This window comes from Pseudodesulfovibrio tunisiensis (assembly GCF_022809775.1).
In the GTDB taxonomy this organism is placed as follows: Bacteria; Desulfobacterota; Desulfovibrionia; order Desulfovibrionales; family Desulfovibrionaceae; genus Pseudodesulfovibrio; species Pseudodesulfovibrio tunisiensis.
In genome coordinates this window covers 1,503,979-1,527,479 of sequence record NZ_CP094380.1, presented here as the reverse complement: position 1 = coordinate 1,527,479, position 23,501 = coordinate 1,503,979, and the positions used below count along the sequence as shown (strand labels likewise).

Here is a 23,501-nt window from a genome sequence, read left to right as displayed (position 1 = left end):
GCCGATCCTCGGGGCACAGGGCGGGAATACGTGAAAGGGGGGACGCGCATGCATGCGGTCCCGGTCGTTGTTTCCTGTCTTGCATCCCCCGGACAGCCAGGATGATGGTAAAGAAAAGGTCCGGCGTCGGGCCGGACCTCGGAAAAAAAACTAGTGAGCTTCGGCCTCGGTCACTTTCTGGTAGGCGGCGGCGTCGAGCAGTCCCTCGGGCTGGGCCGACAGCTTGACCTTGACCATCCAGCCCGCGCCGAACGGGTCTTCATTGACCTTTTCCGGAGCGTCTTCGAGGTCTTCGTTGATCTCGACGATTTCGCCGGAAACCGGGCAGTAGATTTCGCTTGCCGCCTTGACGGATTCCACGGAGCCCATTTCGTCACCGGCGTTGAACGAGTCGCCGACAGCAGGCATCTCCACGAACGTCAGGTCGCCGAGCTGTTCCTGGGCAAAGGAAGTGATGCCGACAATGGCGATATCGCCTTCGATCTTGGCCCATTCATGGGACTTGGCGTACAGGATATCCTCGGGAAACATCGGTACCTCCTGGATTATGGTGAATGCTGATTTTTTTTGCCGAATTGCGCCTGTGTGTAGCATGGAGCACACAACTTGGAAACTGTAAATAAAATGACGTTTTTCCGTTTGTAACCGCATGGGGCTGGTTGGGTAAGTATAAATGCCAAAATCCTGACATCTGATGGAGGTGTCGCTTTGCGTTTTTTTGCTGAAATATGCGTTTAATCACTTCCATTATATTTATTGTGTGTGGTATTGTGATGAGAAAGCGTATTTCGTAGTACGAATCATGTTGACAATAGCACTGACAGGCTCGTAACTTGTGCGCCGCGTATGATTAATCAGGAAAAAAAAGATGCTTCCGTATGCAGCGACCCTGATCTGCATCCCGGCCAGCGAGTCGAGGTGGAAATGGGGGGGCGCGTCTGGCCTCTGGATCGGGCTGCCGATCTCGAAGCTCTCTGGGAACAGATGGGCGAGAACGATTTCGGGGACGACGAGCGGTTGCCGTACTGGGTCGAGGTCTGGCCGGCCAGCGTGCTGCTCGGTTCCTGGATTCTTCGCAACAGGGACGCTTTGGCCGGGAAGAACTGTCTGGACCTCGGTTGCGGCATCGGCCTGACAGGAATTGCGGCCGCGTCCGTTGGCGCGCACGTGGTGGCGTTCGACTACGAATGGCCCGCGCTCAGGTTCGCTCGGCACAATGCGCGGCTGAACAACGTTCCCCAACCTCTGTGGACCTGCATGGATTGGCGTGAACCCGCAGTGAAGCCCGGTGCCTTCCAATACATATGGGGCGGCGACGTACTATATGAAAAACGGTTTTTCGAGCCGATCATATCCCTGTTCCGCCATGCACTGGCTCCGGGCGGGAAGATATGGATCGGCGAACCCGTGCGCACCGTGTCCCGGCCCGTGTGGGACGAACTGCGTTCCCGGGGATTTCATGCGCAAAAGGTAACGGTGGAAAAGGTTGCCCTGTGCGGCCAGCATCCCACCGTGAATCTGTGGGAAGTCACGGTGCCGGACGCGGCGTGATCCTGCAGCCGGATTGAAGACAAATGGATAGAGCAAGGAGATAGCCATGGGAAAGACCATCCGATTCGGTGTGTCACTGGATTCCGACCTGCTGGAAAAATTCGACTCCCTGTGCGAGGAACGAAGCTATCAGACCCGGTCCGAGGCCATTCGCGATCTGATTCGCAAAATGCTTGTGGAGCGGGAATGGGAAGAGGCCGAAGGCGATCTGGCCGGAACCCTGACCCTGGTCTATGACCATCACAAGAGCGGACTTTCCCAGCGGCTGACGGAAATTCAGCATGATTCCCACGAGGTTATCCAGTCCTCGCTGCATGTGCATCTGGACCACCACAATTGTCTCGAGGTGATCATTCTCAAGGGCGATCCGGTCACCATCAAGAAGCTCGGACAGAAACTCATTTCCACCAAGGGAGTGAAGCACGGGAATTTGGCTTTGACCACCACGGGCAAAGACCTTATCTAGTCCCGGACCGGACGCGGCTTGCGTGCGGCAGATCATTTCAAGGAGACGAAGATGGAAGACGTGCAGAGCGGGGTAGCCAAAATCCCCATGCCCATCGAACGGGTGGGAGTGAAGGGAATCCGGCTGCCCATCGTGGTCCGGGACAGGGAGTCCGGGATTCAGCATACCGTGGCCCGCGTTGATCTGGCCGTGAACCTGCCCGCGGAATTCAAGGGCACGCACATGAGCCGGTTTGTCGAGGCCCTGGAAAACTGGTCCGGCGATCTGGACTACAATTCCTTTGTCACGCTTCTGGACGACGTGGTGGAGCGGCTCAATGCCCGCAGCGCGCACGTGCGGTTCGTGTTCCCCTTCTTTCTGCACCAGAGTTCGCCCAAGAGTGGTGCCAAGGGATACATGGATTACGAGTGCCGCGTGGATGGCATGTGGAAGGACAACAGGCTGACCTTCACCCTTGGTGCGGACATCCCGGTCATGACCGTGTGTCCGTGCTCTCTGGCCATCAGTGACAACGGTGCGCACAGCCAGCGCGCCATGGTACGCATCCGTACGCGGTTCACCGGTTTTCTCTGGCTCGAGGACCTCATCGAGATAGGGGAACAGGCCGGTTCATGCCGTCTGTACTCCCTGCTCAAGCGCGAGGATGAAAAGTTCGTGACCGAAACCGCGTTTGCCAATCCCACCTTCGTGGAGGACGTGGTGCGTCATGCTGCCCACGGTCTGGCGGAGCATCCTCAGGTTTCCTGGTATCGCGTGGAAGTGGAGTCGTTCGAATCCATTCACAACCACTCCGCGTTTGCGGTGATGGAGAGCCCGGAAGAGGAATGATTTCCATGGGCTTTTGCCCTGTCGCTCGAAGAAAGCCGAAAAGCCTGCCGAAAATTCCGGCAGGCTTTTTGGCTTTCGGCGGTATGGAATACTTGTCAGGCACATTTCCGATGCGTATTCTCAATACAGGCTATCGGAGGGAAAGAGCATGAACGTGGAAAACAGTCTTTCCGCATTGAACGCACTGGGCACGACCCAGCAGGTGAGCGCAAACAACGTGGCCAACGTGAATACGGACGAGTTTTCGGCCTCGCGAGTTGCCTTGGAAACCGGGCCGGAAGGGCAGGGCGTGCGCGTGGGCGCGATACTGCGCGACAAATCCCCGGGACCTCTGGTGGACGGAGTGCGCGGCAGCAATACCGACATGACCACGGAAATGGTGACCATGATGCGGACGCAGACCGCATTCGGGGCCAATGTTGCGGCTGTTCGAGCGCAGGAGGAGCTTACCGGACATGTTCTGAATCTTGTGGCTTGACATATTCATTTTCCTCATCATAAGGTCTATCATGGCCCGTTTGCGCGCGGACCCCTCAGGGAAGTGGCGAGGCGGGCCATACTTGCGTTCAACGGAGAGAGAATCATGACCCCGAAGAAACCGGCCAAGACAAATTACGACGTGATCATCGTGGGCGGCGGTCCTGCCGGACTGTTCGCTTCCTACTATCTGGGCAAGCATACGAATCTGGACGTGCTTGTCATTGAAAAGGGCAAACCGTCCCTGAAGCGCAACTGCCCCATTTCCGGAGATCAGGAGTGCATCCGCTGCCGTCCGTGCAACATCCTGTGCGGCGTTGGCGGCGCGGGCCTGTTCTCCGACGGCAAGCTCAACTACATCCACAAGCTCGGCAAGACCGATCTGACCCAGTTCATGGGCGTTTCCGAGGCGCGAGCCCTGATCGACGAGACAGAGGACATCTTCAATCGGTTCGGCATGGACGGCAAGGTGTACCCCACGGACATGGACAAGGCGCTGGAGGTGCGCAAGGAAGCCCGCAAGCACGGCATCGACCTGCTCGTGATCAAGCAGAAGCATCTGGGCAGCGACAATCTGCCCGGGCATATCGCGGGCATGGCCGACCACATCCAGCAGTCCGGCGTGACCTTTCACCATTCCGAGGAAGTCCGCGACATTGTGGTGGAGAACGGCAATGTTGCCGGAGTGACCACCAGCCGGGGCACCTACAGTGCCGAATACGTGATTCTGGCTCCGGGCCGCGTGGGCGCGGAATGGGTCGGAACCATGGTGAAGAGCCACGGCATCAACGTGTCCCAGCGCGGCATCGAGGTGGGCGTTCGCGTGGAGGTCCACAACGAGATCATGCAGGACCTGTGTTCCGTGATCTACGACCCCACGTTCTTCGTGCGCACCAGCAAGTACGACGACCAGACCCGGACCTTCTGCACCAACTACGGCGGGTTCGTGGCGCTGGAAAACTATCAGGATTTCGTGTGCGTCAACGGCCATGCCCTGATGAACACCAAGTCCGACAACACCAACTTCGCGTTCCTGTCCAAGGTGGTGCTCAACGATCCGGTGGAGGACAATCAGGCCTATGGCGAATCCATAGGCAGGCTGGCCACGCTCATCGGCGGGGGCAAGCCCATTCTTCAGCGGTTCGGCGATCTCAAGCGCGGACGCCGGTCCACGTGGTCGCGCATTCACAACAGCTACATCGAACCCACGCTCAGGAATGTGGTCTGCGGCGACATTGCCATGGCCCTGCCCGAGCGCATCCTGACCAACCTGATCGACGGACTGGAACAGCTCAATCAGGTGGTGCCGGGCGTGTCCAACGACGAAACCCTGCTCTACGCCCCGGAGATCAAGTTCTTTGCCACTCAGGTCGAGACGTCCAATCAGCTTGAAACCTGCATCAACAACCTGTTCGTGGCCGGCGACGGCCCGGGCGTTGCCGGAAACATCGTGTCCGCCTCGGCCACTGCCCTGATTCCGGCCAAGGAAATCGCAAGGCGCAGTTAGAAAACGCAAAATCATCACGCAAGTAACGGAAACGGCAGGGTGACCTGTCGTTTCTTTTTTGTGTTTTGCAATAGCTTGTTTTTTATAGCTCTTGATTAAAAAAAACCATTTCCTGACAAGCCGAAGGGGAAAATGGGACCGTCCGGAGTCTAGAATATTTTTAAAATTTTACCGGGAACCCGTTGACAGAGCGTCATTTGATTGACACTAAAGGTCTATAGTAATGGATGAGGTTCGGGCATTTGTCTGGCGGCCGAACCTTTCATGTGCATACGGAGGATCAATGGCCCTCAATCTCGATGGCATCATCGGCAACAGTCCGGCGCTGGCTGATGTGTTCAGGATTCTGGAAAAAGTCGCGCCCACGGACAGCACCGTGCTCGTTACCGGAGAGTCGGGCACGGGCAAGGAACTTCTTGTCCGCGCCCTGCACCGCAACAGCAGGCGCACGGACAATCCGTTTGTTCCCATCAACTGCGGGGCCATTCCCAAGGAACTCCTTGAATCCGAGCTCTTCGGCCATGAAAAGGGTGCGTTCACCCATGCCATCCGATCCAGACCGGGGCGGTTCGAGCTCGCGGACGGTGGCACGATCTTTCTTGATGAAATCGGGGAGATGGACCTCAGCCTTCAGGTCAAGATTCTTCGCGCACTGCAGGAAAAGGAAATCGAACGCGTGGGCGGCACCCAGATCAAGAAGGTGGACGTGCGCGTGGTTGCGGCCACCAATCGCGATCTTGAGGTCGAGGTGGCCGCCGGACGTTTTCGCGAGGACCTGTTCTACCGTCTCAACGTCATTCCTCTGCATCTGCCACCCCTGCGGGAGCGAAGTGGCGACATCCTGCTTCTGGCCGAACATTTTCTCGGCAGGTTCTGCTCGGACAAGAGCCGGAAACGCCTCAAAATCGCCGGGGAAGCGCAGGAAATGCTGCTGACCTATTCCTGGCCCGGCAATGTGCGCGAGCTGGAAAATTTCATGGAACGCATGTCCATTCTGTGCGACGGCAACGAGATCGTGCCCGAGGACCTGCCTGTGAAAATCTGGGACGATATCGGGGAAAAACCGCGCAGGAAGGTGGAGGACGTGGTGGTTCTCGCTCCGGCTCCGGCCGGATTCGTGTGGCCCGGCCTGCCGGACGTGGAAGAGCATGGCGGCAACCTCAAGGGCTTTCTGGAGGCCATCGAGGATCGCCTGCTGGTCGAGGCGCTGGAAAAGGCGGACGGAGTCAAGAACGCTGCGGCCGAGCTGCTTGGGATCAAGCGCACCACGCTCATCGAAAAGCTCAAGAAACGTCGGCTCATGGAAAAATAGGGAGTTGCCCGAGGCTGTGTTCGACATGATTGCACGGGATTTGCATAAGGTGTCGGCGTGATTGTCAAAAAGGCCGAAAGCATATTCTGGCCCCTTGCGCTGGCCCTGCTGGCGGGATTGCTTCATGCCTCCCCGTGCGCTGCCCTGCGTGTGAATTTCGATTCGCGCGGGGATGTTGATCGTATCACTTTTTCCTTTGATTCCGGAAAAATGCAGCCATACTCCGTTGCCAGAACCGGGGAGCGGGAACTGACCGTCGGATTCGACCCCGGCATCTGGGATGTGGAACCCAAGCCCGGGGGAAAGGATTTCCCAGCCAAACAGGTCGAATCCATCACCACCCGGGGCGATGATGTGATCATTCGTACCCGGAGCAATGCGTTCGGGTATTTTCGCAGCGATGTTCCGGGCAGGCCGCAACTTCTTTTGCAGGTCTATCGCGATCCCATTGGTGCACGCTGGAAACCTCCGGCACCGGAAGTACCAACCCCAGCCCCGGAAGCTACGCCGACACCTGAGCCGCAGCCTGCGACCCGGACCGGGCAGGCCGTCCCTGTTTCCGCACCCGAGGTGCCCGCGGCTGCCATATCTGCTCCGGAAGTCTCTGCGGCCCCAACGCAGTCGGCAACGGTCCGGCCGAGTCCGGAGGATCAGCAGCCGACCCCGCAGACTGCGGATGATCGCAAGCCGTTTTTTTCCGTACCCTATTCCGTGCGAAGCGAAGTGGCTCCTCCGCCCGGTTCGGGCAGTGCCGAGGTGCAGACCGTGAAGCAGGCCGTGGCAGTTCCGGTCCGACCCGAGGAGATTCCGCAGCCTGTTGCGCAGCAACCCGTACCCGAGCCTTCCGCGCCCGAGCCTGTTTCCGCACCGGAAACCGAGACCGGGGACTATCCGCCGTCGAACGAGTTGCGTTTCAAGGCCGTGAATCGCTCTGCCTCGGAAGTGAAGTTCGCGGAACTGGCCGGAGATGACCAGGGGATGACACGGGTTGTCGAGCCTGTTTCGGCCCCGGAATCGCAGGGAGAAGGTGCGGTTTCCGGTGTGGTGGCCCCGCCGCCCGGTGCCACAGTGCAGACCGTGACGCCTTCGGCGAAACCTGTTGCCGAAGAAGCTGTTCCGGTTCAGGCCGGGGGAACCGTGGAGCCGCCCGCGACAGTGGAACAGGTTGTTGCCCGGCCCGAACGGGTTGAAGTTGCCCTGCCTTCCGGTGGTGGGCAGGTGTCCGGTGCCGTTGCTCCGCCGCCCAGCGTGGTGCAGGGGGCGCCGCCTCCGGCTCCCGAGCCGGACGAGGTGGTCGAGGTGCCTGTCACGCCGTCCGAACCGGAACAGGCTGCGCAGACCGAAGCAATCCCGGCTCCCGCGGAAGAGCCCGCCGTGCCGGACCAGCCGGTTTCGGCCGAGGCCCAGCCCGGTGAGGAAGGACAGGCAGCCCAGCCGGAAAAGGAAACCCCGGAGCAGGTCAGGGCGCGCATTCGTGAAGACATTTACGAGGCCCAATCCCTGATGTTCGGGGGTAATCTGCAGGCTGCGCTGGACATTTTCGAGAAGACGATCAAGGAACCGCAGATTGACGACGATGCTCGCGAGGAAGTCCTGTACGCCATCGCGGACATCAAGCGGCAGCTTTACGGCGATGAACTGGCCGCGCATTTCGAGGAAGTGGCGCAAGCCTATCTGGAGGCCATGAACGCGAATCTGCGTTCCAATCGCGTGCCGCGTGCCCTGCTGAATTTGGGGTTGGTCAATCTCAAGGTGGGCAATTTCCCTGAAGCCAAGGCCTATTTCAAGATTCTTCAGGAAAAATACCCGGATGACGACAACATTCCGTCCATCAGCTACTACTGGGGTGAATACTATTACCGCATGGGCGATTACAAGCGGGCTGCGGACCAGTTCCAGTATCTGATTCAGACCTACCCGGAACACGAACTGGTCAAGCAGGCCGCGTTCTATCTGGCGGATTCCCTGAATCGGACCGGATTCACGGAGCAGGCCTTCCAGATCGTGGACTACATCGACAAGCGTTGGCCCGACTACTACATGGAAAACATGGCGTTCCTGACTCTGGCCGGAGACGTGGAAACCCGGCTCGGCATGTGGGAAGCGGCCAAGAATCATTATTTCACCGCGTTCAACCTCAATCCGGACGCGGACGGTGCAGACATCGTGCTGGCCCGGATCGGCGATCTGTATCTGCGGCTCGACCAGACGCGACCGGCCAAGGAAATTTACGAAAAGGCGGTCAAGGAATATCCGGACCGCGAAGGCGGACTTGTCGCAAAGATGCGTCTTGCCGAGGAAGGAATCTACGATGATCCTACCATGGGCCAGATGGTGGACGTGTTTGACCGTCCCTACAATCTGAGGCCTGAAAATGTGTATACCGAGATCGTGGAAAAGTACCCGGACAGTGCGCTTGCTCCAGTGGCGCAGCTCAAGCTGGCCATGTGGTACGCCTTCAACAAGAAGTATTCCGAGGCGCTCGGCGCGGCTCAGGACTTTATCGGGAAGTTTCCGGACAGCCCGCTTGTGCCCAGAGCCCGCAAGCTCGGGGATTCCGTGTTCGCCCTTGCCGTTCCCGGGCTCATGGAGGAAGAGCGGTACGGGCGTGTGGTGCGCTATTGGGAGACCTATGATTTCATCGGCGAAAAGGACACCAAGGTCGACAACGGCACCATCCTGAGCGTGGCCACCAGCTACTGGAAGGCAGGACAGCCGGAAAAGTCGCTGGAACTGATCAAGCCGTTTCTGACGGAAAAGCAGATTCCCCGGTATTCGGACGAGGCGCTGGGGTTGGCCGTGAACATCTATCTGGATCAGCTCGCCTGGCAGGAGATCGCCGATCTCGTGCAGATGGCGCAGCAGAACTGGCAGCTCGGGGAAAAACAGCAGGGCCAGCTCAAATACGCCCGGGCCATGTCGCTTCAGAATCTGGGCGATCCCACGCAGGCTCTGGTGCTGTGGGCTGATCTGGCAAAGAACATGCGCATCGACCCGGCGTTTCGGGCCTATGCCATGTACTACATGGCCAAGTCCTCCATGCAGCGTCAGGATTTGCGCAAGGGATTCGTCTATGCGCAGGAGGCACTTTCCCTGCTGCTCCAGACCAATGGCGATCCGGAAAAGATCAAGGACGCGGTGCTCATGTCCATCTATGCCACGGAGCGTTCCGGCCGGTATGGCGAAGCCCTCAAGTGGGCGCGGGAATACGACCAGTACATTGACGCGGACAACCCGGAGTGGGCCTCCACGCGTTTCAAGCTGGCCCGCATATACCGCAAGGCCGGAGCCATCGATGAATGGAAGCAGCTTCTGCAGGATATCATCGACAAGAAGCCGCAGTCGCTTCAGGCCCAGCTTGCCAAATCCGCGCTGGAAACCTACGATCTGGAACAGCAGACCCAGCAGTACGCCCCGAAAATCCAGTGAGGTGGCTATGGAGAGGAAACCTGTGGTTGCCGGACAATTCTATCCCGGCGACGAAGCGACCTTGAACAAGGCCGTGGATGCCTGTTTGTCCCTTGCCCGTGACAAGGCGCAGGCACCTACGCTTCTGGCCATGGTGCCCCACGCCGGATACGTGTTTTCCGGCGGTGTGTGCGGCAGGACGCTGGCTTCGGCATCGCTTGCCGATACCATTCTGCTTCTCGGGCCCAACCATACCGGCCTTGGTCGGCGTTTCGCGGTCTGGGATAGCGGCGTCTGGAATCTGCCCGGAATCGGGGTACCCATTGATGCCGAGCTTGCCGACTCGGTGCTTGCTTCCAACCCGTTTTTTGCTGCCGACCATGACGCGCATCTGCGTGAACATTCCCTTGAAGTGATCCTGCCCTTTCTGCGTCGGCTCAACCCGGAGGTGACCGTTGTGCCTGTCAGCGTGTCCGAATATTCCCTTGAGCGGCTGGAACAGGCGGGCAGGGCGGTTGGTCGGGCGCTCAAGACGTTTCCCCGACCCGTGTCCATCGTGGTCAGCTCGGACATGAGCCACTACATTTCCCATGATCAGGCCAAGGAACGCGATTCGCTGGCTCTGGACGCTGCCGTGGCACTTGATCCGGAAAACCTGTTTCGTACCGTTACGGACAATGACATTTCCATGTGCGGGGTGCTGCCCATGACGCTGGGATTGTTCGCGGCTCTGGAAATGGGCGCCACGCGCGGTGAACTTGTGGCCTATGCCACGTCCGGAGACGCGTCCGGCGATTATTCGCAGGTTGTTGGCTATGCCGGTGTGCTGGTGAGCTGATTTTCGCAGTCTTGCCTTGCCTGCGGTCGTCTGATAGGTCACGGACATGCCATTTGCCCACCATCTTCAGCATCCGCCGCTTGTTCGGTTGCCGATTCTGGCTCCCCGCCGGATCAAGACTGCTGTCTGACCTTTTCCTGTCGTTCTTCACCCACTCCACTTGCGCTCTTTTTTCAGCGTATTGGTTAACTGTTACACATCCACGACAGGAGTTTCTGCATGTCCGGCAATCCCTTTTCCTCCCCGTTCGAGGGGTATGCAATTCGCGATCACCTGACCAATCCGAATATTTCGGTTGGCAGGCGCACCTATTATTCCGGCTATTACCACGGCTGCCATTTCGAGGAGAACGTCCGGTATCTCGCTCCGGATCGAACCGATGTGGACAAGTTGCGCATCGGTAGCTTCTGCTCCATCGGTTCGGGCGCTGTGTTCATGATGGCCGGGAATCAGGGGCATCGTTTCGATTGGGCCAGCACCTATCCGTTTCACTACATGCCGGATTTCTTCGAGGCGCCGGACGGCTGGGTACCCAAGGGGGACACCGTGGTCGGCAATGATGTCTGGATCGGAACCGAAGCCATGATCATGCCCGGCGTGACCATCGGCGACGGGGCCGTGATCGGCGCGCGCTCACTGGTGACCCGCGATGTCCCGCCTTATGCCATTGTCGGCGGCACGCCTGCCAAGGTCCTGCGATACCGTTTCAGCGACGAGGAAATAACCCTGCTGCTGGAATTCAGATGGTGGGAAAAGGACGACGAATCCATCCGGCGCAATCAACGATTGCTCTGCAGCAGGGATATTCGGCGGCTCGTCAGCGAATGGGAGTAGGAGTCCATCAGCGATCAGAGAACCTCTTTGAGTGCCTCACCCTTCGGACGCTGCAAAGCCAGCGGCCAAATACGCTGTCCTGCTGATTTGTGAAAAGGGGGCTCTGGACTCTTACGTCACCTGTTCGGCTGATTCGGTGGCGTAGTTGGTCATGGGATAGCCCGATTTGCCCTGTCGAGGAACGATTTTCAGGGAAAATTGGCTTAGGGATAAAGAGTTTTTTTTTGGGAGTATCACCCGTCCGGAAAAGACGAAGCGGCCCGGAGAATGTCCCGTCAGGGCATTCTCCGGACCGCTTCGTCTTTTCCGGACAGAATGGGGTCAAGGGGACGTCCGTCCCCTTGCGGGTCCGGGCAGCGCGCCCGGCCCCCCGGGAGGGTCGCCGAAGGCTTCGCCGACGGACCGTCGACGGATCAGACGTGTCAGGAGCCTCTCCTGTACCCGATTTCGACTTCTCCGTTGCGCACGATGACCGGAATGCGCCGTTGTCCTCCGGACAGACGCATCATTTCGCCCAGATCGGCCGGAGAGAGCAGAACGTCGATGAAATGTGCCTGCGGGTAGGCATCAAGTGCCCGGCGTGTGTGCGGGCATGTGGACTTGCCGTAGATGATGATTTGCTCGGACATGACGACGGCTCCTTTTCTCCAATGGTATCACCGGGAAATCGCAGGGGCAAGACGCGGGCGAACTGGATGCGAAAAAGGGCGGCCGCCGAAGCGACCGCCCTTGCTTGCGTTCTGATGTGGAAGTGCCTAGCGGCGACGGCGATCGTCACGGCGTCCACCGCGGCGGTCATCACGACGTCCGCCGCGATCGCCACCCCGGGGAGCGGGGCGCTTGAAGTCGTCCAGATTGACTTCCTGACCGGCTTCTTCCATGAGCCAAGCCTTGCGGGACAGACGGATGCGTCCGCCGGGCTCCAGGGAGATGCACTTGACCCACACTTCCTGACCGAGCTGGAGCAGGTCTTCGACCTTTTCGATGCGCTCCACGTCGAGCTGGGAAATGTGCAGCATGCCTTCCAGACCAGGCAGGATTTCGACCAGTGCGCCGACCTCGAGGATCTTGCGCACCACGCCGAGGTAGTTCTTGCCGGGTTCGGGCTTCTGATCGTAGTAGAGGACCATTTCCTTGGCCTTTTCCATGGCAGCCATGGTCGGGGCGAAGATGGAGACCTTGCCGGAATCCTCGATGTCGATGTCGGCTTCGGTTTCCGCAGTAATGGCCTTGATGTTCTTGCCGCCGGGTCCGATGACGGAGCGAATCTTGTCCGGATCGACGTGGACTTCGCACATCTGCGGGGCCAGTTCGGACAGGCTTTCGCGCGGGGTGGGCAGCACCTGATTCATGTGTTCCAGAATGTGCAGGCGGGCTTCCTTGGCCTGAGCCAGAGCCTTGCGCAGCACATCGTAGGGGATGCCCGTGATCTTGATGTCCATCTGGATGGCGGTGATGCCGTCCTTGGTGCCCGCGACCTTGAAGTCCATGTCGCCAAGGGCGTCCTCGTCACCAAGGATGTCGGTCAGCACGAAGTACTGGTCATCTTCCTTGCACAGGCCCATGGCGATGCCGGCAACCGGCTCGGAAATGGGGATGCCTGCGTCCATCAGGGCCATGGTGCAGCCGCACACGGAGGCCATGGAGGAAGAACCGTTGGACTCCATGATTTCGGAGACCGCACGGATGGTGAACGGGAACTTCTCGGGATCGGGAAGCACCGGGGAGATGGCGCGCTCGGCAAGAGCGCCGTGGCCGATCTCGCGACGGCTGGGGCCGCGCAGCATGCGGGCTTCACCCACGCAGTACGGCGGGAAATTGTAGTGCAGCATGAACCGCTTGGTCACGTCGCCCAGCAGAGAGTCCATGCGCTGCTCGTCACGGGAGGAACCCAGCGTGGCAACGGCCAGGGAGCTGGTTTCGCCGCGGCGGAACAGGCAGGAGCCGTGCGTCATGGGCAGCAGGCCGACTTCGATGGACAGCGGGCGCACCGTGGTGGTGTCGCGGCCGTCGATGCGCAGGCCTTCGTTCACGATGCGGTCGCGCACGATCTTCTTGGTCATGTCGTTGACCACGTCACCGACCTGCTTCTGTTTTTCAAGGTCGTCCGGGAACTTCTCGGCAACCGCTTCCTTGGCTTTGGCCTTGGCAGCGTCCTTGGCCGCGTAGCGGGGCATTTTTTCCGGGGTGGTCAGCGCGGCCTTGAGGTCGTCGGTGATGATTTCGGCCACGTAGGAGGCGACTTCCTCGTCGCGTTCCGGGGGAGTGACTTCCATCTTGGGCACGCCGACCTTTTCACGCAGCTCGTCCTGAATGTCGAACAGGGGCTGCATTTCCTTGTGGCCCCATTCCAGAGCGTCGGCAACCATGTCCTCGCTCACGAACTGGGCGCCGCCCTCGACCATGACCACGGCCTCGCGGGTGGCCGCGAAGATTAGGTTCATGGAGGACTGCTCGCTCATGCCCTTGTAGGTGGGGTAGAGCACGAATTCGTTGTTCACGTAGCCCACGCGCGCACCCACGATGGGGCCGAGGAAGGGCATCTTGGAGATGTGCAGGGCCGCGGAGGCACCAGTCAGTGCCAGCACGTCCGGGTTCACGAATTTGTCTGCGGACAGGACCGTGGCAATGATCTGCACTTCGTCGGCAAAGCCCTTGGCGAACAAGGGGCGGATGGGGCGGTCGATCAGGCGGGAGACCAGGGTCTCGTGCTCGGAGGGACGGCCGATCTCGCGGCGGAAGTAGTTGCCGGGCACACGGCCAGCGGCATAGGCCATTTCCTGATAGTTGCAGGTCAGGGGGAAGAAGCCGCGATCTTCCGCGAGCTTCTGGGTGGTGGCGGTAACCAGCACAACGGTGCCGCCGGACTGTATCCAGACGGCGCCGCTGGCCTGATTGGCCAGACGACCTGCCTCGAGAGTGATCTCGAGATCGCCGACCTTGGTGGTCAGGCGAGTGGCGTCAAAAGGTTTCAACATAGCGATTTCCTACCTTTGATTAGGGTTTCAGGATCGCCATCCTGCGGTTCCCCGTTGTGAGGTTAGCCGGCTTGGGAAGGAGCTTTTATCAGCTCGGCAAAAACGCCTTCCGCAGCCAACTAAGCTATGCGTCGGGGATGGGAAAACCCGCATTCCGCAGGGTGGCGACAACAGCAGGGGGAGGCACAGCCTCCCCCCGAGATTTCAGCTTTGCGGACTACTTGCGCAGGCCCAGGCGGCTGATCAGATCGCGATAGCGCTGGATGTCTTTCTTTCTCAGGTAGTTGAGAAGTTTCCGGCGCTGTCCGACCAGCTTCAGCAGGCCGGTGCGGGAGTGGAAGTCCTTCTTATGGGTCTTGAAGTGTTCGGTCAGATACTTGATCCGCTCGGAGAGCAGGGCAATCTGAACTTCCGGAGACCCGGTGTCACCCTCATGGGTTTTGTATTCCTCGATAATCACGTTCTTGGCTTGTGCATCCATGACCACAGCAATATCCTCCTGTTAATGGTGTGTATCTCGAAGCCGGACGGACTTCGGCAGGTCAGGCGTCGCCCCAGAGGCCGCGCAGAATCGCCCATTTGAGCTGGTTGTCCTGAAGTACGGCTTCGACCAGGGCCAGCGGCGTTCCCTCGGGGGAAAGCAGCATGGCATGGTCGCCGTGGGAACCGTAAAGTGGTTCGCCGGGATTCTCGTTCACCGGCAACCTTGCCCCGTTGCGAACGAGGTTGGCGAGTGGTTCGGTGAGCGTGAATCTGGGCCAGTGGGGAAGGGCTTCCGCAAGGGGAATCATCCATTCCGCCAACTTTTCCGGCTCTTTCAGGACTTCTTCCAGGCTATGCGCCTGGTCCAGCACGAAGGGCGTGCTTGCCTCACGGTTCAGACTTGTCAGCACCGCACCGCATCCCAGTCGTGTCCCCAAGCTGTGGACCAGGGAACGTACGTAGGTGCCTGCGGAACAGCTGACCCTGAAACCCGCGTCGGGTAGGTTCACGTCCAGCGCTTCGGCTTGAGAAATAACAATGGGCTTGATCTTCACCGGTATTTCCTCGCCAGCACGGGCGAGTTCGTACAGGGGTTTGCCCTTGTGTTTGGCTGCGGAATACGCGGGAACCTCTTGCTCTGTCAACTCTTTCCAGGCAACGATCTCGCGTTCCACATCGCCGTTTGAGGCCGTCACTTCGGCCTCGGAAACAATTTCGCCTTGAATATCATAGGTATCAGTCGTGGTACCCAGACGAAACGTTCCAGAATACACTTTTTCCGCTCCAGTCAGGAACGGAGCCAGTTTCGTGGCTTGTCCCAGCAGGACCAGAAGCACGCCGCGAGCCAGTGGATCCAGCGTTCCGGCATGCCCGATCTTGTACTGCCTGAGCTGATGCTTGATATCGTTCAGGCAGTCGGCAGAGGTCGGTCCGGACGGCTTGTTCAGAACCAGAAGGCCGTCCAGTTGTTCCTTGCTCCGCTTGAAATGTCTTCTTCTGCGTCCCATTACTTCAGTCCCAGCGATTGGCCTATTATATCCACGAGCCTCTGTTTGGCTTCAAGCAGATCATTGTCCAGAATAATGCCGCCCGAGGCGTTCTTGTGACCGCCGCCGTGAAGTTGCGCCGCCATTTCCTGAACATTGACCGTGCCATGGGAGCGAAGGCTGAATTTCCAGAATTTCGGTCCTTCCTGACGAAGAATCGCGGCAACGCGAACCGAAGTCAGTCTGCGCAGGATATTGACCAGACTTTCCGTGTCGTCGCGAGTGGTTCCAGTGGCCTCGAACATGTCCGTGGTGATGGTGATCATGCCCAGAGCGCCGTCAAAGAACAGCTCCACCCCGTCCATGGCCTTGCTCCAGAGCTTGAGCCGATTCAGGGACCACTGCTTGGTGATGTTGCGGTTGATGTCGGCCAGATTCAGGCCGTTGCGCAGCATTTCCGCAGCCAGTTCAAGCGATTCCGGGGTCGTGGTTCCGTAGGTGAAAAAGCCCGTGTCCGTGGAAATGGCCAAGTACAGGCATTCGGCCAGAGGGCCGGACATTTCCATGCCCTGTTCCCGGGCGAGCTCGGCGATCATGCTGCCCACGGCGGGCTGGCGATGGTCGACCCAGTTGAATTCACCGTAGTTGGCGTTGCCCAGATGGTGGTCGATGTTCACGACCCGGGTTTCCTTCATTCGATGGTACAGGTCGTCACCGATGCGATGGTCTGCGCCGCAGTCCAGCACAATGGTCCACTCGGGAAGTTTTTCGGGCAATTCCCTGACGATGGGGCCGGGAATGGAAGCCCAGGCATAGCGGTCCGGAAGGCCGGAAGCGTTGTACAGGGTGAACTGCTTGCCGAGAGCGGTCAGGATATGGCCGACAGCTGCTGTACTCCCTATGGCATCGCCATCGGGATTGGCGTGCGAGACAACGAGAAAATCGTTGTTTTCGCGGAGGATGCGACTAATTTCGGCCAGTGGGTTTTCCATACACCACATCCTCGAGAAATTCATCATAAGCAAAGCGCAGCTCGGGAACAAAGCGCAGTTTCAGTCGTTTGCCAAGATTGGAGCGCAGAAAACCAGAGGCTTTTTTCAAGCCCTTCTGAATTTCCTCGCGGTCTTCGCCACTGGCCGCGGAATAGAGAATCTCGGCGACGCGCAGATTCGCGTTCATGCGCACCCCGGTCAGGGTGACGGTCATGAGGCGAGGGTCCTGCACTTCCTCAACGAGCATGGAGCTGACTTCGCGCATGATCTGGTCGCCCAGACGTGCGGCTCGACGGGAATCTGATACCTTCATGGAAATACACCTCAACTTGCGGCGGATTCACCGTCGCTGAAAATTTCTGTCCCGCACCGGACAAGTTCGGCAGGGGATATGGCCTCGATCATGGCCAAGGCCTTTGCAAGACGGCTTTCCACCTTTGCCGTTTCATTGGCCACGGTGACCACACCCAGTTCCAAGGTGTCGTGAACGTCCAGAAAGCCGGTTTCCGCCACGGACACGTTGAACTTGTTTCTGAGTTTCTGCTTCAGACTGTTGGCAACCTGCCGTTTTCCCTTGAGGGAGCGGTTGCCGTGCAGCCGAAAATTCAGGGTCAGGACACCGATTATCATTTTTATAATAAAATGCGGGCGGTCCGTTGGCAACGGGCCGCCCGCACTTTTTTTCGGTTGTGCTAGTCGATGGTGCGGGCGACCTCGCGTTCCTCGAACGCTTCGATGCTGTCGCCGACCTTGACGTCGTTGAACTTGGCGAGTCCCATGCCGCATTCGAAGCCCTTGGCCACTTCCTTGGCGTCATCCTTGAAACGCTTCAGGGATGCAAGTTCGCCGGTGTAGATGACCACGCCCTCGCGCAGGAGGCGGACCTTGGCATTGCGGATGATCTTGCCGTCGGCAACGAAACAGCCGGCCACGGTGCCCACCTTGGGCACGTTGAAGGTGTCGCGCACTTCGGCCTGACCCAGGTACACCTCTTCGATGTCCGGGGTAAGCATGCCGCTCATGGCGTCCTTCACTTCGCTCACCAGCTTGTAGATGATGTCGTAGAAACGGATTTCCACGTTCTCCCGTTCCGCGATCTCCTTGACCTTCAGGTTCGGGCGTACATTGAAGCCGATGATGATGGCGTCGGAAGCGCCGGCCAGCAGGATGTCGGACTCGGTGATGGCACCGGCTCCGCCGTGAACCACGCTGATCTTGACTTCGTCCGTGCTGAGCTTGACCAGAGCCTCGGTAACGGCTTCCAGAGAACCCTGCACGTCCGCCTTGAGCACCAGGTTGAGTTCCTGAGCCTCCTGATCCGGCTTGGAAGCCAGAAAGGACTCGAGGGTCACCTTGGACTTGCCTGCCAGTTCGCGTTCGCGCTGCTTCATCTGGCGGGTCTGGGCGATGCGGCGGGCAACCTTTTCATCGGTCACGACCACGAATTCGTCGCCAGCTTCGGGCAGACCGTCAAAGCCCTGGATTTCCACGGGCATGGCCGGTCCGGCAGTCTTGATCTTCTTGCCCTGGTCATTGAACATGGCCCGGACCTTGCCGAACTGCACGCCGCAAACAAAGCTGTCGCCCTGATTGATGGTGCCTTCGGAGATGAGCATGGTGCCCACCGGGCCGCGGCCCTTGTCCAGCTTGGCCTCGACAATGTGACCACGCGCGGGTTTGTCCGGGTTGGCCTTGAGCTCCAGAACCTCGGCCTGAAGCAGAACCAGTTCCAGCAGGTTGTCCAGTCCGGTCTTCTGCTTGGCGGACACGTTGGCGAAGATGGTCTCGCCGCCCCAATCCTCGGGGATGAGGCCGAGATCGGCCAGCTCGCGCTTGACGTTGTCCGGGTTGGAACCTTCCTTGTCGATCTTGTTCACCGCGACCACGATGGGGACGCCCGCAGCCTTGGAGTGGCTGATGGCCTCGCGGGTCTGATCCATGACGCCGTCGTCGGCGGCCACGACCAGGATGACGATATCCGTGACCTGGGCGCCGCGCATGCGCATGGTGGTGAACGCCTCATGGCCCGGGGTATCGAGGAACACGATCTCGCCGCGTTTGGTGCGCACGTGGTACGCGCCGATGTGCTGGGTGATGCCTCCGGCTTCGCCCGCAGTCACGTTGGTGGCGCGGATGGCGTCCAGCAGCGAGGTCTTGCCGTGGTCGACGTGTCCCATGATGGTGACGACCGGCGGCCTTCCCTTGAGTTCCTCGGGCTTGTCCACCTCGGTGGGCATCAGGAATTCGGTTTCGTCAAAGGAGACGTTCTCGATTTCGTATTCGAATTCCGCAGCCAGCAGGGTGGCGGTGTCGATATCCAGAGCCTGGTTGATGGTGGCCATCACGCCCATGCCGAACAGCACCTTGATCAGGTCCTGAGCCTTGACGCCCATCTGGTGCGCCATGTCCGAAAGACGGATGGCTTCGTCAAACTTGATCTTGCGCTTGGCAGCCTTCATGGGCTGCACCTGACGCGGTTCCGGACGCATGGAACGGCTGTCGCGGCGACCGCCCTTCTTGCGTCGTTTGCCCTTGGCTCCACTGCCGTCGTCGAAAATCTTGGAAGGAGTGTCCTTCTCGCGATCATGCGCGCCGAATTCCACAACCCTGCGATCCTTGCGCTGCTTCTTGCGGCTGCGGCCATCAGGCACGGGCGGAGTAGCAGGACCAGTAGTATTTCTGGGACCAGCTCCATTGCGCGGACCAGCTCCGTTGCGTGGACCGCCACCATTTCTGGGGCCGCCGGGCGCAGCGCCACGGGGCGCACCGCGCCTGTTGTCGCCACGGCCTCCGCCGCGTTTGGGTTGATTCAGCGCCTCGGCTTCCTTGCGCGCCTTGCGTGCCGCGACTTCTTCCGGGTCGGGCATGGAAATGACGCGAACCTTGGGGGCCGCAGGTTCCTTCTTTCTCTTTTTCTTCTTTTTGCCCTCGGATTTTCTGTCTTCCTCGGGGGCGGCTTCCTTGGTCTCGGCCTTTTTCGCAGCCTTGGACTCGGGAGCGGCCTTTGCCGAATCTTCCGCCTTCTTTTCGGGAGCGGGAGTCTCGGCCTTTTCCGGGGCTGCGGGAGCTTTCTGTACGGGCTCTGCAGCCTTGGTTTTCACGGGTTCTTCCACTTCTTTCTCGATTTTGGCGGCTTTTTCCGGCTCGGCGGCGACCGGGGTCTCTTCGACCTCGGGTACGGGGGATTCCTCCGCCTGAACGGGTTTGATGATTTTGACCTGCGGCTTGGTCTTTTTCGGGGCCTTTTTCTGAGCCTTGGGAGCGGGGGCGGCTTCCTCGGCTTCGGCTGCGTCGGGCTTGCTTTCAGACACGGGTTCGGAAGCTGGTCCGGTTTCTGCGACAGGTGCCGCTTCCACTGCCTCCGTATCGGGTTCGGTCTGGGGCGCTTCGGGCTCGGCCTTGGCGCGCCCCTTGCCGCGTCTGCGCCGGACAATGACTCCGGGCTGGACTTCACGCTGAACCATCTCCGCGCCGGAAGTGGTGCTGGAGGTGGTCTCGCGAAGACGCGCCGCATCCTCGGGCTCGACAACGGTCATGTGGCTTTTGGCCTGGACCCCGAGTTCCCGCAGGTGCTGTATTATATCCTTGTTTGTTAGCCCAAGTTCCTGGGCCAGGTCTTTGACCCTCAGCTTGTCCGTCATAGAGCTTCCCCCTTGCATTTCTTTTTCAGGCCGCGCGCAACCTTTTCAAATTTGGCCCGACATTCGGGCCTGCCGCATATATAAAAACCTCGCCCAGGCAATTTCTGCCCGGGATCGGGAACCAAGCCGCCGGTTCCCGTTTCTTCCGGAGTCAGTGGGCAGACGTGCCGGAGCAGTTCCTCCTTGGGGAACCGCCCCCGGCAGACGACGCACATGCGTTCGGGCCGATGCCCGGCCTTGTTCGGCATGACGCCCCTTCGCCCCTGTTATTCCTGCTCGCCGCCCAGGGCGGGAGCTTCGGGTTCATCCGCTGCTGCTTCGGGAGTCTCGGATTCCTCCGGGGCCTCCATGGGTGCAAGCATGTTGATGGCGGCGCGGATGTCGCCGATTTTGCGTTCGTTCAGTCCGGGAACCGCAAGCAGGGCCTCGTCATCGGCGATCCTGATGGATTCCAGGGTTTCGAAGCCCGCATTGTAGAAGGCTTCGGGGTTCATTTCGGCCACGCTGGCGATCTGATCCATTCCGGCCCGGCCCGCGTTGGCTTCCGCGTATCGGGTTTCCGTGAGGATGTCTATCCTCCAGCCCAGAAGCCGGGAGGCCAGCTTGACGTTCTGCCCCTTGCGGCCAATGGCCAGAGTGAGCTGATCGTCGGGCACCACCACTTCCAGAGTCTCGTCCTCTTCGTCCACGGTGATCCGGGTGATCACGGCCGGGGACAGGGCGTGCTGGGCATACATGGCGATATCCGGGCTCCAGACAACGATGTCGATGCGTTCGCCCTTGAGCTCCTGCACCACGTTCTGGATGCGGGAACCGCGGATGCCCACGCAGGCGCCCACCGGGTCCACGTCGCGATCGCGGGACATGACGGCCACCTTGGCCCTGAGGCCCGGGTCGCGTGCAACGCCCATGATCTTGACCGTGCTGTCGGAAACTTCCGGGACTTCGCGGCGGAAGAGTTCGATCATGTAGTCCGGGTGGGACCGGGAAACCACGACCTGCGGGCCGCGGGATTCCTTGAGCACGTCGATGATGTATGCCTGGACCCGATCGCCGCGCTTGTAGCGCTCGCGGGGAATCTGCTCGTCCTTGGGCAGGATGGCTTCAGTGCGGCCCAGGTTGATGATCCAGCCGGTGCGGTCGCGGCGCTGAATGATGCCGCTCGCGATTTCCCCGACGCGATCCTTGTATTCCTCGTAAATGATTTCCTGCTCGGCATCCCGCATGCGCTGGATGATGACCTGCTTGGCGGATTGCGCGGCAATGCGGCCCAGATCCTCGACCTTGAGCTTGAAGCCCATTTCGTCGTCCAGCTGGACGTTGGGGTCATGGGTCTTGGCTTCCTCGAGAGGAATCTCGCTGACCGGGTCGTGGACTTCGTCGACGACGACCTTGAACTGATAGACCTCGATTTCCCCGAGGCCTTCGTTGAAGGTGACTTCGATGTCCATGGTGTCCCCGTATTTGCGGGCCACGGCGGAACGGACCGCCTCCTCAAGGGTGTCGATCAGGAGATCACGGTCGATGCCCCTGTCCTTGCTGATCTGGTCGATGGCTTTCTTCAGTTCAGACATGGTGTAACCTCCACTTACCCCCGGCGAGCGAACTCGGCCGTGAGGCGGGTAGAATTGCGCTAGAAATTGTGAACCAGTCGGGCTTCCTTGACGTCTTCCCATTCCAGGAACATTTCGTCCCCTTCGATGTCGAGCACCGGACCTTCCGGGTCGATGCGGACAAGGCCGCCCTTGAAGTTCCGCTGGCCGTCCCGGGGATCGTGCAGCTTGACCGTGACCTCTCGGCCCACATAGTCGGCCATCTGTTCCAGCGTGAAAAACCGTCTTTCGAATCCGGGTGAGGATACTTCAAGTGTATATGCGCCGGGGACGATGTCCTCGACTTCCAGGATAAGCCCCACATGGCGGCTGACCTTGGCGCATTGGTCAATGGTAACTCCGTCCGGATTGTCGATGTAGATCCGCACGATGCGCTTCTTGCCGGCGGAAGGGGCCGTGAGTCCCCAGAAAACGTGTCCCAGGGATTCGACCTCGGGCCGGATCAGGTCGGTAAGTTGCTGTTCAAAGGAATTCAGACGCATGGCGAACCTCAAAAATAAATAACAAAAAAGGTGAGCCCTCAAGGCTCACCCTATACGGTGCGAACCTGCAATACCACACTTAAGGATGGTTTTGCATGGGGTTGGAGCGGGTGACGGGGGTCGAACCCGCGACACCAAGCTTGGGAAGCTTGTACTCTACCAGCTGAGCTACACCCGCTCGGAAACGGGTCTATTTAGACATATTGGGTGTGGTTGTCAACAGCGGCCTGCCTTTTCCGCCCCGAAAGTTCGGCTTTCCGTCTGCCTCCGCATTTGGCTCGCAAGTTGCAATATCTTGTGCGAACAGGAGGACCACGCCTATGCAGGACAGTACGTTCAGCGCTTTATTCGGCGCTTTGTCCAATGAATCCAGGATGTCGACCATCGCCAATAATTTGGCGAACGTGAATACGACCGCCTACAAGAAGGACCGTTTGGCTTTTCACGACACCTTTGTCAGGTTCGCCCATGATTATGTCGTGGATAGCAAACCCTACCTTCGGGACAAGGACATGTTCCCCAAGGCCGACATCATGGCCAGGGCCAGGCTTTCCGATCAGCAGATCGATTTCTCGCAGGGGAGTTTGCAGAAGACCGGCAACAAGCTGGACTTCGCGCTTTCCGGGCAGGGATTCTTTTCCGTGCAGACGCCCGAAGGACCGCTCTACACACGCGCCGGGAATTTCGTGACCGACGCGGTGGGAACGCTCATGACCCCGAGGGGCGACACCGTGCTTGTGGACGGCGGTCCGCTGTCCATCCCGGCCGGGTCCAGGGTCACTGTTGATCCGGGCGGCATGATCAGCGTGAACGGCGATCCTGTCGGGCAATTCGATCTGGTCGCTTTCGACGATCCCCAACTGATGGAAAAGGTGGGCAGCACCTATTACCGGCCCAGAGACGGACAAGCCCCTGCCGAACCTCAGGACCTTGAGGTGCAGCAGGGATTTCTGGAACGCGGGAATGTCGAGGTGGTCACGGAAATGGTGTCCATGATCGAGACCCAGCGCGCATTTCAGACCTACAGCAAGATGATTCAGGGCACGGATGCCATTGACAAGAAGCTTATCAACCAAGTGGGCATGACCCGCGGCTAGCGAGGAGG

General features: G+C 59.5%; 22 protein-coding genes and 1 tRNA gene. 10 read left to right on the top strand and 13 right to left on the bottom strand.

What is annotated here, in order from left to right:
• Positions 1-150 precede the first annotated feature (150 nt).
• Positions 151-531 (bottom strand): glycine cleavage system protein GcvH, encoded by a 381-nt coding sequence (gene gcvH, locus MPN23_RS07575; protein WP_243547093.1) that lies wholly within the window; start codon positions 529-531, stop codon positions 151-153.
• Positions 532-846: 315 nt separating this feature from the next.
• Between gcvH and MPN23_RS07570 the strand changes: the two genes are divergently transcribed.
• The 9 genes from MPN23_RS07570 to MPN23_RS07530 all read left to right on the top strand — a co-directional run bounded on the left by MPN23_RS07570 (position 847) and on the right by MPN23_RS07530 (position 11,221).
• A complete protein-coding gene (locus tag MPN23_RS07570; protein ID WP_243547092.1) occupies positions 847-1,551 on the top strand; it encodes a class I SAM-dependent methyltransferase in 705 nt (234 codons plus the stop codon).
• A 46-nt stretch (positions 1,552-1,597) separates the two neighbouring features.
• Positions 1,598-2,017, top strand: a complete 420-nt coding sequence (gene nikR / locus MPN23_RS07565; RefSeq protein WP_243547091.1) for a nickel-responsive transcriptional regulator NikR — start codon at positions 1,598-1,600, stop codon at positions 2,015-2,017.
• Between the two features lie 51 nt (positions 2,018-2,068).
• Positions 2,069-2,845, top strand: coding sequence for a GTP cyclohydrolase FolE2 (gene folE2 / locus MPN23_RS07560; protein ID WP_243547090.1), 777 nt, complete (start codon positions 2,069-2,071; stop codon positions 2,843-2,845).
• A 148-nt stretch (positions 2,846-2,993) separates the two neighbouring features.
• Positions 2,994-3,323: a flagellar basal body rod C-terminal domain-containing protein gene (locus MPN23_RS07555; protein WP_243547089.1), complete on the top strand. Its 330-nt coding sequence runs from the start codon at positions 2,994-2,996 to the stop codon at positions 3,321-3,323.
• Positions 3,324-3,428: 105 nt separating this feature from the next.
• The gene (locus tag MPN23_RS07550; protein WP_243547088.1) at positions 3,429-4,829 is read left to right on the top strand and encodes an NAD(P)/FAD-dependent oxidoreductase; all 1,401 of its coding nucleotides are present in this window, start codon (positions 3,429-3,431) and stop codon (positions 4,827-4,829) included.
• A gap of 283 nt (positions 4,830-5,112) precedes the next feature.
• A complete protein-coding gene (locus MPN23_RS07545) occupies positions 5,113-6,141 on the top strand; it encodes a sigma-54 interaction domain-containing protein (RefSeq protein WP_243547087.1) in 1,029 nt (342 codons plus the stop codon).
• Between the two features lie 57 nt (positions 6,142-6,198).
• Positions 6,199-9,570 (top strand): tetratricopeptide repeat protein, encoded by a 3,372-nt coding sequence (locus MPN23_RS07540; protein WP_243547086.1) that lies wholly within the window; start codon positions 6,199-6,201, stop codon positions 9,568-9,570.
• Positions 9,571-9,577: 7 nt separating this feature from the next.
• Positions 9,578-10,387: an AmmeMemoRadiSam system protein B gene (gene amrB, locus MPN23_RS07535; protein WP_243547085.1), complete on the top strand. Its 810-nt coding sequence runs from the start codon at positions 9,578-9,580 to the stop codon at positions 10,385-10,387.
• Positions 10,388-10,606: 219 nt separating this feature from the next.
• Positions 10,607-11,221, top strand: coding sequence for a CatB-related O-acetyltransferase (locus MPN23_RS07530; RefSeq protein ID WP_243547084.1), 615 nt, complete (start codon positions 10,607-10,609; stop codon positions 11,219-11,221).
• A gap of 422 nt (positions 11,222-11,643) precedes the next feature.
• On the opposite strand, the gene uxx1 is transcribed toward MPN23_RS07530, so the two are convergent.
• From uxx1 to MPN23_RS07470, 12 genes are all read right to left on the bottom strand, one after another.
• Positions 11,644-11,850, bottom strand: a complete 207-nt coding sequence (uxx1, locus tag MPN23_RS07525) for a UXX-star selenoprotein family 1 (RefSeq protein ID WP_243547083.1) — start codon at positions 11,848-11,850, stop codon at positions 11,644-11,646.
• Positions 11,851-11,976: 126 nt separating this feature from the next.
• Positions 11,977-14,199: a polyribonucleotide nucleotidyltransferase gene (gene pnp, locus MPN23_RS07520; protein ID WP_243547082.1), complete on the bottom strand. Its 2,223-nt coding sequence runs from the start codon at positions 14,197-14,199 to the stop codon at positions 11,977-11,979.
• Between the two features lie 217 nt (positions 14,200-14,416).
• Positions 14,417-14,680, bottom strand: a complete 264-nt coding sequence (gene rpsO / locus MPN23_RS07515; protein ID WP_424450067.1) for a 30S ribosomal protein S15 — start codon at positions 14,678-14,680, stop codon at positions 14,417-14,419.
• Positions 14,681-14,741: 61 nt separating this feature from the next.
• Complete coding sequence (gene truB / locus MPN23_RS07510) at positions 14,742-15,689, bottom strand: tRNA pseudouridine(55) synthase TruB (protein WP_243547080.1); 948 nt, start codon at positions 15,687-15,689, stop codon at positions 14,742-14,744.
• Entirely contained in the window at positions 15,689-16,660 is a 972-nt protein-coding gene (locus MPN23_RS07505) for a DHH family phosphoesterase (protein WP_243547079.1), read from the bottom strand. The genes truB and MPN23_RS07505 overlap by 1 nt, the downstream gene beginning before the upstream one ends.
• Positions 16,635-16,973 carry a 30S ribosome-binding factor RbfA gene (gene rbfA, locus MPN23_RS07500; RefSeq protein ID WP_243547078.1) on the bottom strand — a complete coding sequence of 113 codons (339 nt, stop codon included), beginning with the start codon at positions 16,971-16,973 and terminating at the stop codon, positions 16,635-16,637. The genes MPN23_RS07505 and rbfA overlap by 26 nt, the downstream gene beginning before the upstream one ends.
• 11 nt (positions 16,974-16,984) lie before the next feature.
• A complete protein-coding gene (locus MPN23_RS07495; RefSeq protein WP_243547077.1) occupies positions 16,985-17,290 on the bottom strand; it encodes a DUF503 domain-containing protein in 306 nt (101 codons plus the stop codon).
• A 62-nt stretch (positions 17,291-17,352) separates the two neighbouring features.
• Positions 17,353-20,301, bottom strand: a complete 2,949-nt coding sequence (infB, locus tag MPN23_RS07490; RefSeq protein ID WP_243547076.1) for a translation initiation factor IF-2 — start codon at positions 20,299-20,301, stop codon at positions 17,353-17,355.
• Positions 20,298-20,516, bottom strand: coding sequence for a YlxR family protein (locus MPN23_RS07485; protein WP_341540110.1), 219 nt, complete (start codon positions 20,514-20,516; stop codon positions 20,298-20,300). Before MPN23_RS07485 ends, infB begins: the two co-directional genes overlap by 4 nt.
• 51 nt (positions 20,517-20,567) lie before the next feature.
• Positions 20,568-21,875, bottom strand: coding sequence for a transcription termination factor NusA (nusA, locus tag MPN23_RS07480; RefSeq protein WP_243547074.1), 1,308 nt, complete (start codon positions 21,873-21,875; stop codon positions 20,568-20,570).
• A gap of 59 nt (positions 21,876-21,934) precedes the next feature.
• Complete coding sequence (locus MPN23_RS07475; RefSeq protein ID WP_243547073.1) at positions 21,935-22,396, bottom strand: ribosome maturation factor RimP; 462 nt, start codon at positions 22,394-22,396, stop codon at positions 21,935-21,937.
• Between the two features lie 102 nt (positions 22,397-22,498).
• A tRNA-Gly gene (locus MPN23_RS07470) sits at positions 22,499-22,574 on the bottom strand.
• 142 nt (positions 22,575-22,716) lie between these two features.
• Between MPN23_RS07470 and flgF the strand changes: the two genes are divergently transcribed.
• Positions 22,717-23,493 carry a flagellar basal-body rod protein FlgF gene (gene flgF / locus MPN23_RS07465; RefSeq protein WP_243547072.1) on the top strand — a complete coding sequence of 259 codons (777 nt, stop codon included), beginning with the start codon at positions 22,717-22,719 and terminating at the stop codon, positions 23,491-23,493.
• Positions 23,494-23,501 lie beyond the last annotated feature (8 nt).

Coding starts and splice junctions, on each gene's coding strand:
- pnp (WP_243547082.1), bottom strand. CDS start 14,199: ATGTTGAAACCTTTTGACGCCACTCGCCTGACCACCAAGGTCGGCGAT.
- rbfA (WP_243547078.1), bottom strand. CDS start 16,973: ATGAAGGTATCAGATTCCCGTCGAGCCGCACGTCTGGGCGACCAGATC.
- gcvH (WP_243547093.1), bottom strand. CDS start 531: ATGTTTCCCGAGGATATCCTGTACGCCAAGTCCCATGAATGGGCCAAG.
- MPN23_RS07475 (WP_243547073.1), bottom strand. CDS start 22,396: ATGCGTCTGAATTCCTTTGAACAGCAACTTACCGACCTGATCCGGCCC.
- MPN23_RS07545 (WP_243547087.1), top strand. CDS start 5,113: ATGGCCCTCAATCTCGATGGCATCATCGGCAACAGTCCGGCGCTGGCT.
- truB (WP_243547080.1), bottom strand. CDS start 15,689: ATGGGACGCAGAAGAAGACATTTCAAGCGGAGCAAGGAACAACTGGAC.
- MPN23_RS07555 (WP_243547089.1), top strand. CDS start 2,994: ATGAACGTGGAAAACAGTCTTTCCGCATTGAACGCACTGGGCACGACC.
- flgF (WP_243547072.1), top strand. CDS start 22,717: ATGCAGGACAGTACGTTCAGCGCTTTATTCGGCGCTTTGTCCAATGAA.
- nikR (WP_243547091.1), top strand. CDS start 1,598: ATGGGAAAGACCATCCGATTCGGTGTGTCACTGGATTCCGACCTGCTG.
- nusA (WP_243547074.1), bottom strand. CDS start 21,875: ATGTCTGAACTGAAGAAAGCCATCGACCAGATCAGCAAGGACAGGGGC.
- MPN23_RS07485 (WP_341540110.1), bottom strand. CDS start 20,516: ATGTGCGTCGTCTGCCGGGGGCGGTTCCCCAAGGAGGAACTGCTCCGG.
- infB (WP_243547076.1), bottom strand. CDS start 20,301: ATGACGGACAAGCTGAGGGTCAAAGACCTGGCCCAGGAACTTGGGCTA.
- MPN23_RS07550 (WP_243547088.1), top strand. CDS start 3,429: ATGACCCCGAAGAAACCGGCCAAGACAAATTACGACGTGATCATCGTG.
- rpsO (WP_424450067.1), bottom strand. CDS start 14,680: ATGGATGCACAAGCCAAGAACGTGATTATCGAGGAATACAAAACCCAT.
- uxx1 (WP_243547083.1), bottom strand. CDS start 11,850: ATGTCCGAGCAAATCATCATCTACGGCAAGTCCACATGCCCGCACACA.
- MPN23_RS07530 (WP_243547084.1), top strand. CDS start 10,607: ATGTCCGGCAATCCCTTTTCCTCCCCGTTCGAGGGGTATGCAATTCGC.
- MPN23_RS07495 (WP_243547077.1), bottom strand. CDS start 17,290: ATGATAATCGGTGTCCTGACCCTGAATTTTCGGCTGCACGGCAACCGC.
- folE2 (WP_243547090.1), top strand. CDS start 2,069: ATGGAAGACGTGCAGAGCGGGGTAGCCAAAATCCCCATGCCCATCGAA.
- MPN23_RS07570 (WP_243547092.1), top strand. CDS start 847: ATGATTAATCAGGAAAAAAAAGATGCTTCCGTATGCAGCGACCCTGAT.
- MPN23_RS07505 (WP_243547079.1), bottom strand. CDS start 16,660: ATGGAAAACCCACTGGCCGAAATTAGTCGCATCCTCCGCGAAAACAAC.
- amrB (WP_243547085.1), top strand. CDS start 9,578: ATGGAGAGGAAACCTGTGGTTGCCGGACAATTCTATCCCGGCGACGAA.